Consider the following 16,538-nt stretch of genomic DNA (forward strand, 5'->3'; position numbering starts at 1 on the left):
CGGCGGCCCCATGGCCGGCCCTGCCGAGCGAGCAGCCTGAAAACAAGGACAGGCGACAACTCCTTTGACAAATACCGTCGCCGAGCTTCTCGGACTTCTTGCCATGCACGACATGGTTCAGCTCGGCGACCAGATGCTCGAGCCGCTCGACGATCTGCTTCAGGTCGACGGCTTCCGCCTTCAGGACCGCGTTCGCAGCCAGCAGATTTGCGTGCTCCCGCAGGAGGTCGGCGATGATATCGCGCTGGCCCTCGGGCAGGCTCGACAGGTCGATCTTGGCGGCGGGCATGCTGCGAAGATACCCCGAACCAACTAGAAAGAAACGCGGTTTCGACTGCGGAGAGTCATTCCGCCGCAGCCGGTTTCCGGGCTTCCAGCGCCCGAACCTTGCGCCAGTCCAAGCCCGAGAACAGGGCCTCGAACTGCGCCCGGTTTAGTGTCATCACGCCGTCCCCGATCGTGGGCCACGCGAAGGTCGTCTCTTCCAAGCGCTTGTAGGCCATCACCAGCCCCCGTCCCGTCCCAGAACAGGATCTTCAGTCGATCCGCCCGCTTGGCCTGGAAGACGAACACCGTGCCGGTGATCGGGTCTTCCTTCAGAGCCGACTGGACCAGGGCCGCCAGCCCGTCATGCCCCTTTCGGAAGTCCACCGGCTGCGTCGCCACCAGGATGCGCATCTTGTGCGACGGCAGCATCACGAGGGCTCGACAAGGGCACGGGCGATCTCGGCGACGCGTGCGGCCGGGGTCGAAGCATCGAGATGGACCACGACCTCGCCGATGCCGATCCGGATCTCGGCCGGCGTACGAGTGGCTTCGGCGCCACGAACGGGAGGCTCGGCGTCACGCACGACCAGCGGCGCGAAGACCGCCTCGAGCGCATCGTCCTCCGGCACCGGTAGAACCAGATCGCCGTTCTTCGCCTGGCGCCGCCAAGCAGACAGCTGGTTGGGCTGGACCCCGAACCGCGCGGCGACATCCTTCACCGTGGCCCCCGCCCACAGGGTCTCCGCGACGGCCTGCGCCTTCACCTCGTCCAGCCAGCGCCGATGCCCCGACGCATGGATCTCCACACCCAGCGATCTGAGAAACGCATTCGTAGAACACATTGCGAAAAGCACTCCCTGCCTCATCACAGGGATGCATTCGCAACTCGTCAGACCAGCCGGAAGGCGGGGCTTAGCCGCCGCTTACGCAAGGAACCGGTCCAACAGCGTAGCGGATTCCGTGTCCTGTGCGAGGACCGGGCCAGCCGCCAGAGCCGCTGCTGCGAGGAGAAGCCGTTTCATTGAGGCCTTCGTCTTTCAAGCTGGGTCCAGACTACGCTGAAATACCACGATCCTTCGTTGCGAAGGCACCTGTTCCATTGTCACGCTAAGTGATCAGGTTCATCAGCTCATCGTACCCATCGATCTTTTCGTAGCGCACGTCGTCCACGACATCGTCAAAGAACTGGCTTGCGCATTCGATGCGCTGTCGTTCACCGGGCCGCAAGTCCTCGTCCTGCATTGATCCCTTCGTCTCCGCGACGAAATAGATATGCTTGGTTCCAGCGTCTCGGTTATCCAAGGCGATGGCCCAGTCGGGGTTATAGTCGCCGCCAGGCGTCGGAATGACGAAGCCCCGTGGGAGCTTGGCATAGACGACAACCCGGTCCTCGCCTTCCAGCTTAGCCGCGAACGCAAGCTCCGTATCGGAATCCGTCACGACGTGATCGAAAACGGACCGCGACGATTCAAGCGTTCGGGCCATGTCGACGGTCGGCTGATCCGACGTAAAAATTGCGGCGTCGTGGATCTCCATAGTCTTGTCATAGCGCAGCCGTTCGATGGCGAGGCGAACCTTCTCGGCCCTGATCAAATCGGCAGCCTTCTTGATGAATGTCTCGGGGTTCTGGCCAAACATGGCGAAGGTCTGCCCTTTAATTCTCTTGAGGATCGACCCCGTAGTCTGGCGAGTTAGACGCGTCTCGCCTGCTAGGCGGCCGACGAGGTCGTAGCGGATTGTGCTCCCGACGCTCGCAACCAGCTCGGTCGCGGCACGGTCCAGCTTGAAGCTTTGTCCCGAGCGCACCGCATCGGCGTCGAGCGTCTGTTTCTGTGCACCGCCCGTAACGACAACTTGCTGCTTAGGCACGCTCAAGTCTTTGTCGAGCCGACGGATGGCGGCCTCGATCAGCGCGGCGGTGTCGAAGGCGGTGAAGTAGACGGCCTTGCGGTTGATCCGGCCCCATAATTCCTGGAACGCTGCTTTGTCGAAGTTCTCGCGGCGCAGCCGGGGCGTGACCGTCGTACGACCGTTACCGACGATTTTCGCGGCCTGTGACGGATCGAAGACCGTGTCCACGAGGGCCAGAAGACCTTCTTGGATCGGGGCGAGGTCGTCTGGCATGGTAGCGAGTAGGCCTTTCTCCTTATGTTGATGATAGGACGGTTCGATACGATCGGCATCGTCAACGTAGCCCGCTCGGACAAGCCAGCGGTGCAGCTTGCGTGCCATCGCCTCGTCGACCGTGATGTCACCATCCTCGGTCTTGATTACCTTGCCGGTAAAGAAGGCCTCGTTCGCCTCCAGAGGACGCCCTTTCAGCGCTTCGCGCATCTCGTCCTGAAGCGCCTTGGCGAAATCCTCGTAGCTCTCGGACGCGACGACAGTCAGCAGATTAATATCGTGGACGTTCGGGCCGTCCATCCGGCTGCCGTCCTTATCAACGGAAATGCGTAGGCCGCGCCCGACCTCCTGGCGCTTACCAACCTCGTTGTCCGAGTGCTTAAGTGTGCAGATCTGAAAGACGTTCGGGTTATCCCAGCCTTCGCGCAGGGCGGAGTGTGAAAAAATGAAGCGTACGGGCTCGTCCAGCGACAACAGGCGGCCCTTGTTCTTCAGGATCAGGTCGTAAGAGTCGGATCCCTTCGCCTCCCCTGCTTCGTCACCTCGACCGTGAACGTCAGGATCGCTTAGACGTCCCGTCTTCTTGTCGACGGAGAAGTAGCCCTCGTGAACGGCGGTCGCCGCATCGCGCTGAACATAACGATGCCAGGCCTCATCGGTCGCGTCGAGTTCGCCCAATTCGTCGACCGCAGCTTGATACTCCTCATCGAACATCCGGGCATACTCGCCCGCCGTCGCGTCCCCGTCCTCGCTGTAGAGGCGGTACTTCGCAACCTCATCGATGAAGAATAGCGATAGGACCTTAATCCCGCGGTCGTGGAGCTGGCGCTCGCGCTCGAAATGGGCGCGGATCGTCTCGCGGATCTGGATGCGGCGGACGGCGCTTTGGTCCTCGGTGCCATTGATCTCGCCCAACTGAATGCGGTCCCGGGTCGTGAAGGACAGCCAGCCCTCCCCTGCATGCATGTCCTCGATCAGCAGGCCCTCGTACTGGTCGAGCCCGCCCGACATCTCGTACAGGTTCGATCCCTTCTCGACCCAGCGGGATATGCGGCGCGGCTCGCCGCCCTTCTTGGCGACCTCCATGTGAAGCCGCGCGCGCGGGGCTTGACTGCCGCGCCGCTCGAACGCCTCCAGCACCATGTAGCCGGTGGTGCCGCCCAGGCCCTTCGAAGTCACGCCGCGCACCATGATCCGCTTCACGAGCTTGGCGTTGTAGGCGTCGAGCGCGTCGAGACGGTGGACGAGGTCGTGCCGTGTCTTGTGCGTTGCGGAGTAGCGCAGCGCGACGGGTGCCTTGAATAGGCCGAGCGCTGCTTTGACCTTCGGGCCATCCAACCGCTGCGGCTCGTCCAGGATCAGGATCGGCCGGTTTGCAGCGATTACGTCGATGGGGCGTCGGGAGCCGAACTTGTCGGGCGTGTCAAAGATGACCCGTCCGCCGCCGGCCTTCTTGCCTTCTCTCGCCTTCTTCGCGGCGTCCACGTCGCCGGTGAAGGCCTGGCTGTTGATGATCATGCAGTGCAGACCGCGATCCTCGGAGAAGGTCGTCAGCTGCTCCAGCCGGCTGGAGTTGTAGATGAACCGGCGAACCTTGTGGCCGTACTTGCCCTGGAAGTGCGCCTCGGTGTCTTGGAACGTGTTGAACACGCCTTCTCGAATGGCAATCGAGGGGACAACGATGATGAATTTTGACCAGCCGTAATCGCGGTGCAGGCGGTACATCGTGTCGATGTAGACGTAGGTCTTGCCAGTTCCCGTCTCCATCTCGACGTCGAGGTTAATGGGTGCCGCGTCCGTGCGGGTCAGCGTCTCGGAGGGCGGCAGGAGGGCCTTGGCCTGGATGGAACGGATGTTGGCGAGCAGCTGGTCGTCCTTCAGCGCCACGGGGGCGTTGCGGGTGCCGGTGAACAGCTCGGCCTGGGTGGAAGCCTGCGCGCCGGGGTCGATCATATAGGCCGGCCCCGGATCGCGGGGCTGGCCTTCGAAGCAGGCGACGACCGCCTCGGCGGCGCGGTCCTGATGGGGGAGCGTCTTGAACTGCTGGACGGTGTCGCTCATCGGATCACAGCACCCGCAGCGTGGTGTCGGGGGCGAGCTGCTGGAAGCGGCTGGCCACGTTCTCCTTAGTGGCGTCGTCCACGAAGCCGTCGTCGCGGAAGACGACGCGCAGGGGCTTGAGGGCGGCGAGCGCGGCGGCGAGGTTCACGTCTACGTCGCGGGCGAAGCAGGCGATCAGGGCCGCGCGCTCGGCAGTGTCATCGGGCGCGTCGACCAACAGGACGTCTCGGCCCTCTACGCGATCGCGGCGCACCGGCAGGGTGATGTCCACGCCCCAGGCGAGCAGTGCGCCGAACAGCAGGTCCTCGTCCGTGCGGCCGTCCTTGATGTGCGAGGTCAGACCGTCGAGCAGGTCAGCCCGTTTGGCGTCGTCCGTGGCGACGGCGGCGGCGTCCGCTACGGTTAGGCGGGTGTCGTGAAAGTTGGAGTCGTCGATGCGGAAGGCACGAAAGCCGACGTCGAGCGAGTCCTTGGCATCGGGGTGGTCGGTGAGGATCTTATGCCCGGCGCGGCGGATGCGTTCGCGCGATAAGGCCGCGATGCTCGGGTACTCGCCATATGCTGGGTTCTTCTCATCGATGTCTTCTGGCCATTGGATCATAACAAATGGTCTGTGCTCGCCGTCCTTGACGGATTGCTTGATAATGGCATGAGCTGTCGATGATGACCCGGCGAAAAAGTCCATGACCATATCGCCGTCATCAGTGACGAACTCGATGACCTTCTGAAGAACCTCTTCGTCCTTCGGAAAATCGAAGACGGTTCCGTCCATCAACGTTCGTAGCCGCTTCGACGCAGCGCGACCGTCTTGGTAGAACACGCTATAGGGAACTTCGTCCTCACGGTCGGCAAGGTAGGCCTTGATGCAGGGGACGCTGTCTTCCGTTTCTCCGAAATGCACTCGCTCGTCCGCGATCCATTCCTGCATCTTTTCCGGATCGGCTGTCATCCATCCGCGCGAGGGAACTTTGACAGGTCTACGCGTGTCGGGATGCAGCACCTCATACTTCGGGCCACCGCCGCCAGGCCACGAAATATTGTCCGGAAAGTATATTCCGCGTCTATCAATGTGAGAATAGTGCTTGTGCCGCTTGGCGGGATGTCCATCATCCAAGCCCTTAAACCAGTCCTTCAGTCCTTGGGTTGATGCTTTAAAGTCGTCACCGTGCGCGCGCCGCAGCTTCTTTGCCTGCGAATAAATCGCGTCGAGGCCGTCCTTGCGCTGACGCCAAGTCGTATCGTCCGCGCGCAGACTTTCGACGCTTTTCGCGTAGCAGACTATGTATTCATGCGATGTCGAGATCAGCCGGGAATCGTTTTTCTTCCGCCAGCCCAGACCAAATCCGAAACCGCGTTTTCCTGACCGAATATGGTGTCGAGCATTCCGCGCATTCTGGAGTGCTCTCCTTCATCAATACTTACAAAAATCACCCCATCATCTCGCAGCAGCGACCGCGCCAGCTTCAGGCGCGGAGCCATCATGCTTAGCCAGTCCGAGTGGAAGCGCCCGTTGGCCTCCGTGTTCGCGACCAGCCGCCCCTCCTCGTCGGCCTGCCCCGACGCCTCCAACTCCTCGCCCGCCGAGCGGCGGAAGTCGTCGCGGTAGATGAAGTCCTTGCCCGTGTTGTAGGGCGGGTCGATGTAGATCATCTTCACCTTCCCCAAATACGTCTCCTGAAGGATCTTCAGCGCCTCCAAGTTGTCGCCCTCGATGAACAGGTTCCGCGTGGTGTCGAAGTCCACGCTGTCCTCGCGCACCGGGCGCAGCGTCTTGGTGGTCGGCGTGTTGGCCAGCAGCATCGCCTGCCGCTTGCCCGGCCAGTCGAGCCGGTAGCGCTCTGTCGGCCCCTCCACGAGGTGATCCGATAGCGCTTGGCGCAGGAGGTCGAAGTCGATATGCGGCCCCTCACCGTCCGGCCCCTCGGTCACGACCTCGGGGACAAGCTCCGCGATCCGCTCCGCGTTCTGGCGGGCGAGGTCGGGCGTGGCCGGGTCCAGCTTCTTGATCGGATCCATCTTCTGCCCGTCTGTGCCGTCCATCATGCATCCTTCATCTGCGTGAGCGCGGCCAGGCGCCGCTGCGCCTCCCGCAATTCCCTGTTCAACTCGACCTGCCGCGCAAAGCTCGTCTCACGCCTCACGCAACCCGCCATCCTATCCACCTTCCGCCGCTCGACCATTGCGGCCGCGACCCGTTCGGCCTGATCGCGCAAACTTTCTCCCGTTCGGTGCGGATGGGGCCAGAGCGACCGTAGCAGGCCGGCATAGAGGCTGCCCAGATGCGTTGCGGGGGGAAGCGGCACGCGCGGCCCGTCTTCCGGCTGCCATTCCTGCCGGACATGGGGTCCGACTACCATGCGGGAGGCATCGCTTTCGTCCTGGCGTTTGTAAGCCACTGCCATCGCCGCTTCGGCCCCGCGGCGCAACTCGAACAGCGTGTGCCGCGGCAGGGCGGCATCGATATGGGCCAAGACCTTGTCGTCGAGCCGGTCGCCCTTGAGCGCGACCTCCAGCACGACGATCTCCTCGACCCCGTCACCGAGAGCGAGATTGATTGACCGCTCGAACAGCTTGTGCGTCCAGGTGATGCGCTCGACCTGGTCGGCATAAAGCGCGCGGATCGTCTTACCGCCACCCGCCTGCGCGAAGAGGCGGTCGCGTGGTACCCTCTGGTCGAACCGCGCCCCCTGTGGCCAAGCGAAGAGGCCCGTCATGCCGCGTCGCGGACCACCACGAAGGCGATCAGCTCAAAATCGTCCAGCCCCGCCACGTCGCCCACGAGCGCCGTAGTCGGCCCGTCTCCGAAGAGTGAATCCACGTCCCGACCCGCCTTGGTTTCTACCATCGAGCGCACGGCGTCGCCCAGCAGGTCTGAATAAGTCGTCATCTCACGTCCGTCCTGCGTCTCTTCGTTGAACGGGCGGAAGAGGTTGGGATCGGGCTCGGTCCTGTTCTTGGCCGCTCCGCGCAGTAGGTCGAGGACACGCTTGGAGTCGGTGTGTCGGACATGCGCCGTACCGTTCATGCGGACGTAGACAAGGTAGTACGGGTGCAACCGGTTGTGCGAGGCCAGCTGATCGCCGGCCTGAAGGTTGCGCAGACAAAAGATTGCGCCCGGCGGCATGCTCGCCGTAGTCGTCACGATCGCATGCATACCCAACGGAGCATTGTCGAGCGAGCCGTGCTCTCGAACCCAGGATACGAGGTCCATGCGGAAGTCGTTCAGCCCAAGGTCTGTGATCGACACACCTTGACGGACATCTTCCGGCTCGATCACCTCGTCCTGCAAGCGGCGCAGTTGCTCGCGCCGGTAGACCATGATGATCGAGTGGGTTGTCGTCGCCCGTCGCGGTCATGTCGGCGATGACCATCCGGTTCTCCACCCGGTCCTTGAGATTGATGTAATCGTCGAGCGAGATATCCGGCCAATAATTCACCAGCTGGATCCGCTCGTTGGGCGACCCGATCCGATCGACGCGGCCGAAGCGCTGAATGATCCGAACCGGATTCCAGTGGATGTCGTAATTTACAACGACGTCGCAATCTTGAAGGTTCTGCCCCTCGGAAATGCAATCGGTTGCGATCAGCACGTCCACGCGACGGTCTTCGTTCGGCATCAAAAGGTCAGCGCGCTTCGAGCCAGGGCTGAACAGGGTGAGGACGTCGTTGAATGCGAAACCCGTGCCTAGCGTCGTACGCGGGTTACCCGACCCCGTAACGCAGGCCGCGTGGCGCCCGTCGCGGCCATGGATCGTCTGACCGAGTTCCCGGTAAAGATACTCGGCCGTATCGGCGAACGCCGTAAATATCAGCACCTTTCGATTGCCGTCGTTGAGCGGCGCTTTCGCTTTCGCTGCGACGTAGTCGAGCGCGTGCTGTAGCTTCGTGTCGTGCGTCGGCGTCACGTGCGCAACGTCTGTCAGCAACGCGTCGAGGAGTGCCACGTCGGCTTCAAGCTCGCGCTTATAGGTAACGAGATCCAGATCGGCGAAGGCAATCTCGACGTCACCTCGCTGTAGGCTCGTGCCGATGGAGGGCAAGTTGTCCTCATCCTCCATTTCCGTGACGGTGACGCCGCCGTTCCCGCTGCGTTCGAACGCGGCAATCGCGTCGAGCGTGTTGCAATGCTGGTCGACCAACTTCTGCAAGGTGATACAGAACGCAGCAACGGAGCTTTCAAGACGCTTAAGCAAGTTGACTCGCATCAGCGACTTGATCGACGCTTCCCGGTCTTGGTGACGCAGACGGTTGGTAGCCGTGCGCGTATCGTAGCGCTCTTCGTAGGCTGCCACTCTGCTTGGCAGCACGTAGGTCAGCGGCGCATAGACTGCGAGTGTAAGGTCCGAAAGCCGCTCGTAGATGTCATTGAAGTCAGGGACGTCGTCGCGCTCGGTCAACGCGCAGCGGAAGGATTGCGGCGGTAGCCTGTCGGGGAACCGTCCGATCTCGGTTGTGTCGTAGTGGGTCGTGATATGCCGTCGCGATCGGGCAATCGTCACAGCGTCCAGCAACTCGAAAAAGTCGAAGTCGAGCCGCGCTTGGATGGCGTCCGGCGTACGCTCCTCGACGGGGAGGTCTTGCCATTCATTGAAAGCCCGTTGGGCCCGACGAATCGTCTCCTCGACGCTTTGCGCGCTCTTCAGCTTGCTTGTCAGCTGACCGGAGTCGCCCTCGTAGGCAAGCGCCAGTTGGTTACGTAGGTCTGAGAAGCGGTTGTTGACCGGCGTGGCCGAGAGCATCAGCACTTTCGTGCGCACGCCCGCTCGAATGACCTTGTTAAGAAGTGCACGGTAGCGCGTTCCTGTCTCGCCGTCGTCCTGAGTCGCATTGTCATTGCGGAAATTATGCGACTCGTCGATCACAACGAGATCGTAGTTGCCCCAGTTGACTTGGTTGAGCGGCATTCCCATCGACTCACCGCCCGTGCGCAGCAGATCCGTATGCGCAAGCACGTCGTAGCGCAGCCGGTCCTCATGGAGGATGTTAGTGGTCAAGTTGCGATTATAGGTCCGCCAGTTCTCTGAGAGCTTTTTGGGGCAAAGGACGAGGACGGACTTGTTGCGCAGTTCGTAGTATTTTATCACTGCAAGCGCCGTGAGCGTCTTCCCCAAGCCGACGCTGTCGGCGAGGATGCAACCGTTGAACGTCTCCAGCTTGTTGATGAGGCCGACCACAGCATCCTGCTGAAACTTATAAAGCGTGCTCCAGACTTTTGTGTCGCGGTAGCCTGTCCTATCATTGGGCAGGGTGTCTTCGCTCACTTCGTCGAGAAACGTTCCGAATATGAACGCCAAGATGAGGTGGTAGATGCGCGACGGCGAGTTCTCCGCATAGGTCGCCTCGATCTGACGACAGAGGGCTTCAGTAACGTCCTCTAATCGAGCTTGATCGCTCCAGAGTTGATCGAAGACTTGACAGTACCGCTCGCCAGGAGCGCGGTCGATCGACTTGTTGATCATGCTCAGCCCGCCATCGGGTTCATAGCCCAAGTCGGAGGCCGTAAAGCCTGATAGATTCGTGTATGTTGTAAATTCGTCGGTCCTCTCTAGGGATAGGAACCCGGGTACGTTCCCACCTGCGACGTTCGCTTTGAACCGCGCAGAAGACCTGATCCATTGTGCACACTCCTGCGCCGTCGCCCGCGCCGTCATGCGGTTGCGCAAGCGAATTTCGAAAGGTGTGCCCGTGAGATCACGTGGACGCATGGTCGGGGGAATGATGAACTGACGATGTGGTGGCGCGGCCCCGACTCCGTCCGTGACAAATGATGGACCCGGAAAGATGAAGTCGAAGCGGTCAATTTGCTCGAGCTTTACCCGTAAAGCTTCGAAGGCGTATATGGAGAAGGAAGGGGCAACGCAGCGGACATGATCGCCTTGCTGTAAAGTGGCAGCTAAATCGTCACCGAAAAGTACCGAGACGTTATCGATTACATCCAAAAAACGTGCCTCCGGGATTCTTCGACCGCGACAAGCTCACATTGCCTTAGTGAAAGTTAACGCGATCTTAATCCTCGTTGAGAATGAAGATGCGGGCACGAATACTGCGATGCTAAGATTGACTACCGTCTGTTTGCTTCTCTACTAGCACGGCAAATCCGAGTCGACCGAGCCTTCACGAAGCACGCAGAGCGTATTGACCATCGCCATCTGCTCGACGGTGGAACACTTCGCCTCCAGCAACCGCGGCGAAGCGAAAACCAGGGCCAGCGCCTTGGCACGTGAGACGGCGACGTTGATGCGGTTCAGCGACAGCAAGAACTCAAGCCCGCGCGGCAAGTCGTCACCTGAAGACGCGGTCATCGAAACGAGGCAGACCGCCGCCTCCTGTCCCTGAAACTTGTCGACTGTGCCGACGCGGATGGCGTTGGGCAGCACCGCGCGCAGCGCATTTACCTGCAGGTTGTAGGGGGCGACGACGACGATGTCCTCGGGCTGCATCGGCCGGGCCGTTCCCCTTCGGTCCGTATAGGTCCCTTTAAGCAGCCTCAGCGCAGCGTCGCGGATCACCTCGACCTCTTCCAGCGCCGTCTGCGCGTTCCCGATGTGCGCGACCGGGACAAGATGCGCGCCGGCTTCGGGTAAGCCGTTCAGGCATCTCCGTCCCCACGACCTCGACCGTATCTCGCAGCTGGGCAATCAGGCCAGTCATGTGTTGATGCGTCACAGCGTTGTCTTCCGGACGCTGTTCGGTCTTAACAATCCGCCCATCCTCGAAGGAGAGAGAAAAAGTTGGCTCGTCTCCTGCTCCCACGAACGTCTCGGCATGCGCACTCAGTTCGTTCATTAAGGAGCTAGGCAACAGGACGCATTGGAAAGCGCTCGCGACGACTTCGAGCAAACCGAGATCCTCGAGCAGCAGCGCAGTGTAGCTATCGAGGACCAGAGGCCGCGTGGTCGCGCCCGCCGTCAGCACGGCCCGCTCGCTGGCTCGCTCCGCCGCCGTCCCGTCCGAGGCGTGGACCGTACGACCCCGGGCTGCGCCGCAAGGTCGCTCCGGCGCAGCGCAACCGTGGGAACCTGCCTGCGGACTTGCCGCGAACCGAGCAGATCGTCGAACCGAACAGCTTCGAATGCCCGTGTGGCTGCGGGCAGATGCACAGGATCGGCGAGGATCGGAGCGTCTCGACATCGTGCCCGCGCAACTGCGGGTGATCGCCAACATCCGCCCGAAATATGCGTGTCGCATCTGCACCGACGGCGTTACGCAGGGCGAGCCATCGTGCGCCATCGGTTCGAGAACGATGGCGAGCGCGCCTGCATCCCTCATCGAAGGCGGCCTGCCACCGAGGGAGCCATTGCCCATGTGCTGGTCAGCAAGTATGCCAACCATCTTCCATTGTATCGCCAGAGCCAGATCCTCGCCCGGTCGGGCGTCAATATCCACCGCAGCACGCTGGCGGACTGGGTCGGTGTCGCTGGCTTCCATCTGCGGCCCGTCGTTGACCGGCTGGCCGAACATCTGAAATCCTCCGGCAAACTCTTCATGGACGAGACCACGGCGCCAGTGCTGGACCCGGGGCGGGGAAGAACGAAAACGGGCTACCTGTGGGCCCTCGCGCGCGACGATCGCGGCTGGGGCGGTGATGATCCACCCGGGGTGGTCTTCTTCCACACGCCAGATCGCGGCGGGCAGAACGCCGAGAGGGTCTTGCGCGGCTTCGACAGCACGCTGCAACTCGATGGCTATACCGGCTACAACCGCCTTACGCGCCCCTCCCGGAAAAGCGGAGGTTCGATCCGCATGGCCCACTGCTGGGCGCATGCACGACGCAAGCTGAAGGAGGTCTTCGATCGCGACGGCTCCGAGATCGCCGCCGAGGGCCTGCGGCGCATCGCCGAGTTCTACGCCGTAGAGACCGACATCCTGGGCATCGACCCGGGCCAGCGCCTGTCGGCACGAAAGGTGAGGACCGCACCTCTGGTCGCCGCCTTCGGCGAGTGGCTCCAGGAGCAGCGCCTGCGCGTCTCGGCCAAGTCCCGTCTGGGGGAAAAGCTCGCTTGTATCCACCGCCATTGGGACGGCCTTCAGACCTTCCTCCATGACGGCCGCGTTGAAATCGACTCCAACGGCGTCGAGAACCTCATCCGGCCGATCGCCTTGAACCGGAAGAATGTGCTCTTCGCGGGTCACGATGAGGGCGGCAAGGCATGGGGCCGCATCGCGTCGCTGATCGAAACGGCGAAGATCAACGGGGTCGAACCCTTCGCCTACCTCAAGGCGACCCTCGAGGCGATCGCCAACGGTCACCCCCACTCCGCGATCGACGAACTCCTCCCCTGGAACTTCAAGCACACAAGCTGAAACGCCGTGGGGCGCAGCCGCCGCTTACACTAAAGCACCGGCAGCGATGGCTTTGACATGTTTGGAAAGAGCCCTTTCAAGGTGGGGCTTCGTCGCGTCGGTGTCCTCCGAGGGCGCCGGACTCTTGGCGATTGCGGAGGGACGCCATTCCCTGCTCGACGACGCCGATGCGGTGGAGGTCCGCGACACCCTAATAGATTGGCTCGTCGTCCGGCTGTGATCGCTCGACCGCTGACGAGGGTATTCGTCTCGAAAACTCGTTGCGTACTTACCGTGCGGAGTGGGGTCGTGATGTTGATAGCGCTACAACAGCCAGCTTTTGGCAGACCCCGTGCGGTTCAGAAGATTGCTTGCAGGCAGAAGTGAATCAGAGGGGCAAGGGATGGATGATGGCGCGGGGCCGGCCGGCTTCCTCCCAGAGGTAGGCCAGTGTGACGGGCAGACGGAAGCGCCGGGGGCCGGAGGCACCGGGGTTCAGCCAGAGTACGCCAGCAGTCTCGTCGATGCTGGGCTTGTGGGAATGCCCCGAGATCACGACGTCCCACCTCTCGGCCTCTGGATCGGCCTGCAAGGCTTTGCGATCGTGGATCATGTGAATGCGCAAGCCTCCGACCGAAAGGCTTACCGTCTCCGGCAGGGCCTTGGCCCAGTCGCCGCGGTCGATATTGCCGCGGATCGCCGTCACCGGGGCAATGCGCGCCAGCGACTCGAGGTGGCCGGGATTGCCGATATCACCCGCATGAAGAATGCAGTCGACGCCTTCGAGAGCCTCCAGAGCCTCGGAGCGTAGCAGTCCGTGGGTGTCGGAGATAACGCCGATCCGTTCCTTGGGGGATGGCTGGCTGAACATTTGAATGGGTGTAGATCCTGTTCCTGCAAAGAGGGTGCCGCAGCGTCATCGTGACAAGCGAAAGTCAAGCCTAGGCAGCTTTGTCCACGGTGACCGTTATCACTTTGGTCATTTCTTGATACAATTCGCAGCGAAGGTCCGAACCGACCCGTCGTCCGCGGATACTGCGAGGTGGCTGGACGACCGCATCGTTCGGAGGAGGGCTTCGTCAGGCATTGCAGGTCCTTCATCAGGGCGCTGGAGGCGAATTGTGATGCGTCCGCCTGAACGTTTCGCCAGCCCGTTGCGCATGGATCGGGTCCAATCCGATCCACGCGCCGCACGCCACCCCCCTCTGTCAGGAGAGTTGTCGCCCGCTCTTGCACTGAAAGTGCCGACCTTCGCGCCAAGACAAGGCCTGCCGCGCGGCACGCCTACACGCGCATCGCCGATGTCCTGCGAAATGGGATCGCGACTGGCGCTCTTGAGGAGGGTCGCGTGCTTCTCGAGGGACCGCTCGCGGAAATCTTCGGCGCTAGCCGCAGCCCGGTGCGGCAAGCCCTTCGACTGCTTGAGCGCGAGGGACTGCTCCATGCCTTCGATGGCCGTGGCCTGCTCGTCGGGCGCGCGCGGGATCCGGTTCGGATCCCGGTTACACGGGGAATGTTCCCGTCGTTGACCGACCACGCGGAGATAACCGGTCCCCGCATGCCGGCCTAGCAGGAATTCTGGTACGCGTTCGAGCGCGAGATCATTTTGCGATCCCTCTACGGGACCGGTGTGCTAAACGAGCTTGCCCTGTCCCGGCATTTCGACGTTGGACGCACCGTTGCCCGCGATCTCCTCCTGCACGCGCAGGAAGTTGGCATCGTATCGCGAGACCGACGGTCGCGTTGGTCCGTCGTCGCGTTCGACGACGACCGGTTTGACGACCTCTACCACTTGAGGTTGATGCTGGAGCCGGCGGCATTGCGGATGGCGGCGGACCGCATCCCGCGGGCAGGTATTGCCGAAATGATCGATCGCTGCGGGAGGCTGCTCGCCGGGGACGAGGACGACGCGCGCCTCGCGATGGACCGGCTCGAATACGACCTCCACGTCGACTGCATTGGCCATGCCCGGAACGTCGAGCTGCCGCGCGCTTTGAAGATTTCGAACTGCATGCTCTATGCGGGAAAGCATATCCAAGCGGCGGTCGGCCGGGAGGGTGATCCGGTCCCTTCCATGGTGCGGGAGCATCGCGACATCCTCGTGGCTCTTGCCGTCGGGGCAATCGAAGATGCCGCCTCCGCATTAGTCCACCATCTTGAGATGTCACGTGGACGGTCTGAAATCAGGCTCCGCAAGTTTCTTGAGAGCAATCCTTGCTACGAAGTTGATTACGTTTCGGCTTAATGTGTGTCCGAGGCTTTGCTTGCCGGAAGCTCGTCGATGACACCCATCGAGAGTCCACCAACGTAACCGGGCGGAATATCCACGTCTGCCCTGAGCCGCTACCACACCGTTGATAGAGTGCCCCCCGTGTCACGGACAGGTTGGAAATACTTGTTCGGAGATATGCGGCCTGGGCGTACGGTCCGGAGCGAGCCGGCGTTTTGGACGGTCCTATGCTTTGTGACCCGCTGAAAGGCGCCTGATGGCGCCGCCGCGCTAATCGTCCTCTGATTTGGTATTCGTTGAGGGGGCGCTGCGGCAGCTTGTCCGTCACCAGACTGTCGTTGCTGGATCAGGTGGTGGTCTGCCCCCAGAAAAGTGGTCCTCCCTGAAGTAGGCTTTCAAGCCAGATGGAGGACGAAGGAATGGGACAGAAGAAACACCAGCCGGAGGAGATCGTCGCGAAGCTTCGGCAGGTCGACGTGTTGGTATCGCAGGGCCGATCGGTGGCCGAGGCGGTGCGGTCGATCGGGGTGACGCAGTTCACCTATTACCGCTGGCGCAAAGAGTTCGGTGGGCTGAAGATCGACCCGGTGAAGCGCCTCAAGGAGCTTGAGAAAGAGAACGAGCGGCTACGGAAGGCGGTGTCCGATATCACGCTCGAGAAGCTGATCCTCCGGGAGGCCGCCTCGGGAACCGAAGGTCTGCGTCAGCAAAACTTCTGAGCCCCGCCCGTCGCCGAGCCTGTGTCGATCATGTCAGGCAAAAGTTCTCCGTTTCGGAGTCTGTCGCGTACTTGGACAGCATCGCTCTACCCAGCGGAAGATGCCGCGGGGCCGTCCCGACGATGATGCTCTGACGGTGGACATCATCGCGCTCGCAGCCCAATACGGGCGCTACGGCTACCGCCGGATCGCGGCTCTTCTTCGGGATGCGGGCTGGGCCGTGAATGTGAAGCGTGTCGAGCAGATATGGCGGCGGGAGGGGCTGAAGGTGCCCTCGAGACAACCCAAGAAGGGCCGGCTCTGGCTGAACGACGGATCGTGCATCCGTCTGCGGCCGGAGCGGCCGAACCACGTTTGGTCCTACGACTTCGTCGAGAGCCGGACGCACGACGGGAGGAAGTTCCGAATGCTCAACGTCGTCGACGAATTCACCCGAGAGTGCCTGGCGATCAGGATCGACAGGAAGCTCAATTCGACCGCGGTGGTCGATGCCCTGACGGACCTGTTCATCCTGCGCGGCGTGCCCGGCCACGTTCGCTCAGATAACGGGCGAGAGTTCATCGCCAAGGCGGTGCGGGATTGAATCGACGCCGTGGGCGCGAAGACGGCGTTCATCGAACCGGGGAGTCCTTGGGAGAACGGGTATTGCGAGAGCTTCAACTCGAAGCTCCGTGACGAGCTGTTGAACGGCGAGATCTTCTACTCGCTGGCCGAGGCCCGCGTGGTGATCGAGGTGTGGAAGGTTCACTACAATACAGCGCGGCCTCACTCATCGCTGGGCTATCGACCACCAGCTCCCGAGGCCATTCACTGGCCGTCCTGTGACGGCGGATCATCCCCACCTCAATAAACGA

The 16,538-nt window shown here is 61.9% G+C and carries 13 protein-coding genes and 4 pseudogenes; 4 read left to right on the plus strand and 13 right to left on the minus strand.

The window, feature by feature from the left end; translation table 11 throughout:
- The 12 genes and pseudogenes from Q1B08_RS12335 to Q1B08_RS22040 form a co-directional block, all read right to left on the minus strand.
- A pseudogene (locus Q1B08_RS12335) lies at positions 1-289 on the minus strand (hypothetical protein); the annotation flags it as partial.
- Positions 290-344: 55 nt separating this feature from the next.
- Positions 345-503 (minus strand): IS66 family insertion sequence element accessory protein TnpB, encoded by a 159-nt coding sequence (gene tnpB / locus Q1B08_RS12340; protein ID WP_366140011.1) that lies wholly within the window; start codon positions 501-503, stop codon positions 345-347.
- A 16-nt stretch (positions 504-519) separates the two neighbouring features.
- A pseudogene (gene tnpB / locus Q1B08_RS22035) lies at positions 520-696 on the minus strand (IS66 family insertion sequence element accessory protein TnpB); the annotation flags it as partial.
- Positions 696-1,073 (minus strand): transposase, encoded by a 378-nt coding sequence (locus Q1B08_RS12345; protein ID WP_299819059.1) that lies wholly within the window; start codon positions 1,071-1,073, stop codon positions 696-698. The pseudogene tnpB (Q1B08_RS22035) and the gene Q1B08_RS12345, both read right to left, overlap by 1 nt.
- 301 nt (positions 1,074-1,374) lie before the next feature.
- The gene (locus Q1B08_RS12350) at positions 1,375-4,452 is read right to left on the minus strand and encodes a DEAD/DEAH box helicase family protein (protein WP_299819061.1); all 3,078 of its coding nucleotides are present in this window, start codon (positions 4,450-4,452) and stop codon (positions 1,375-1,377) included.
- Between the two features lie 4 nt (positions 4,453-4,456).
- Complete coding sequence (locus Q1B08_RS12355; protein ID WP_366140018.1) at positions 4,457-5,821, minus strand: DNA methyltransferase; 1,365 nt, start codon at positions 5,819-5,821, stop codon at positions 4,457-4,459.
- On the minus strand, positions 5,755-6,492 hold the full coding sequence (locus Q1B08_RS12360) for a site-specific DNA-methyltransferase (protein ID WP_299819062.1): 738 nt from the start codon (positions 6,490-6,492) through the stop codon (positions 5,755-5,757). Before Q1B08_RS12360 ends, Q1B08_RS12355 begins: the two co-directional genes overlap by 67 nt.
- Positions 6,492-7,166 carry a DUF4391 domain-containing protein gene (locus Q1B08_RS12365; RefSeq protein WP_299819064.1) on the minus strand — a complete coding sequence of 225 codons (675 nt, stop codon included), beginning with the start codon at positions 7,164-7,166 and terminating at the stop codon, positions 6,492-6,494. The genes Q1B08_RS12360 and Q1B08_RS12365 overlap by 1 nt, the downstream gene beginning before the upstream one ends.
- Positions 7,163-7,339 (minus strand): hypothetical protein, encoded by a 177-nt coding sequence (locus Q1B08_RS12370; RefSeq protein WP_299819067.1) that lies wholly within the window; start codon positions 7,337-7,339, stop codon positions 7,163-7,165. The genes Q1B08_RS12365 and Q1B08_RS12370 overlap by 4 nt, the downstream gene beginning before the upstream one ends.
- A gap of 1 nt (position 7,340) precedes the next feature.
- Positions 7,341-10,391 (minus strand): helicase-related protein, encoded by a 3,051-nt coding sequence (locus Q1B08_RS12375; protein WP_299819070.1) that lies wholly within the window; start codon positions 10,389-10,391, stop codon positions 7,341-7,343.
- Positions 10,392-10,535: 144 nt separating this feature from the next.
- Complete coding sequence (locus Q1B08_RS12380; RefSeq protein WP_299819072.1) at positions 10,536-10,961, minus strand: C-terminal helicase domain-containing protein; 426 nt, start codon at positions 10,959-10,961, stop codon at positions 10,536-10,538.
- The gene (locus Q1B08_RS22040; protein ID WP_366140012.1) at positions 10,930-11,367 is read right to left on the minus strand and encodes a hypothetical protein; all 438 of its coding nucleotides are present in this window, start codon (positions 11,365-11,367) and stop codon (positions 10,930-10,932) included. The genes Q1B08_RS12380 and Q1B08_RS22040 overlap by 32 nt, the downstream gene beginning before the upstream one ends.
- 92 nt (positions 11,368-11,459) lie before the next feature.
- Here Q1B08_RS22040 and Q1B08_RS12385 point away from each other — a divergent pair.
- Positions 11,460-12,756 (plus strand): annotated as a pseudogene (locus Q1B08_RS12385) (IS66 family transposase); the annotation flags it as partial.
- Positions 12,757-13,123: 367 nt separating this feature from the next.
- Here the strand turns inward: Q1B08_RS12385 and Q1B08_RS12390 are convergent.
- A complete protein-coding gene (locus Q1B08_RS12390) occupies positions 13,124-13,606 on the minus strand; it encodes a metallophosphoesterase family protein (RefSeq protein ID WP_299819075.1) in 483 nt (160 codons plus the stop codon).
- Between the two features lie 423 nt (positions 13,607-14,029).
- Here Q1B08_RS12390 and Q1B08_RS12395 point away from each other — a divergent pair, with 423 nt between their 5' ends.
- The 3 genes and pseudogenes from Q1B08_RS12395 (at position 14,030) to Q1B08_RS12405 (ending at position 16,534) form a co-directional block, all read left to right on the plus strand.
- A complete protein-coding gene (locus tag Q1B08_RS12395; protein ID WP_299819298.1) occupies positions 14,030-14,305 on the plus strand; it encodes a GntR family transcriptional regulator in 276 nt (91 codons plus the stop codon).
- Between the two features lie 255 nt (positions 14,306-14,560).
- Positions 14,561-14,980: an FCD domain-containing protein gene (locus tag Q1B08_RS22045; protein WP_366140019.1), complete on the plus strand. Its 420-nt coding sequence runs from the start codon at positions 14,561-14,563 to the stop codon at positions 14,978-14,980.
- A 404-nt stretch (positions 14,981-15,384) separates the two neighbouring features.
- Positions 15,385-16,534 (plus strand): annotated as a pseudogene (locus Q1B08_RS12405) (IS3 family transposase).
- Positions 16,535-16,538 lie beyond the last annotated feature (4 nt).

This window comes from uncultured Jannaschia sp. (assembly GCF_947494025.1).
In the GTDB taxonomy this organism is placed as follows: Bacteria; Pseudomonadota; Alphaproteobacteria; order Rhodobacterales; family Rhodobacteraceae; genus Jannaschia.

Excerpts from the sequence above, each read along its gene's own strand:
- Q1B08_RS12390 (WP_299819075.1), bottom strand. The coding sequence starts at position 13,606 with ATGTTCAGCCAGCCATCCCCCAAGGAACGGATCGGCGTTATCTCCGAC.
- tnpB (WP_366140011.1), bottom strand. The coding sequence starts at position 503 with ATGGCCTACAAGCGCTTGGAAGAGACGACCTTCGCGTGGCCCACGATC.
- Q1B08_RS12350 (WP_299819061.1), bottom strand. The coding sequence starts at position 4,452 with ATGAGCGACACCGTCCAGCAGTTCAAGACGCTCCCCCATCAGGACCGC.
- Q1B08_RS12370 (WP_299819067.1), bottom strand. The coding sequence starts at position 7,339 with ATGACGACTTATTCAGACCTGCTGGGCGACGCCGTGCGCTCGATGGTA.
- Q1B08_RS12365 (WP_299819064.1), bottom strand. The coding sequence starts at position 7,166 with ATGACGGGCCTCTTCGCTTGGCCACAGGGGGCGCGGTTCGACCAGAGG.
- Q1B08_RS22045 (WP_366140019.1), top strand. The coding sequence starts at position 14,561 with ATGGCGGCGGACCGCATCCCGCGGGCAGGTATTGCCGAAATGATCGAT.
- Q1B08_RS12360 (WP_299819062.1), bottom strand. The coding sequence starts at position 6,492 with ATGGACGGCACAGACGGGCAGAAGATGGATCCGATCAAGAAGCTGGAC.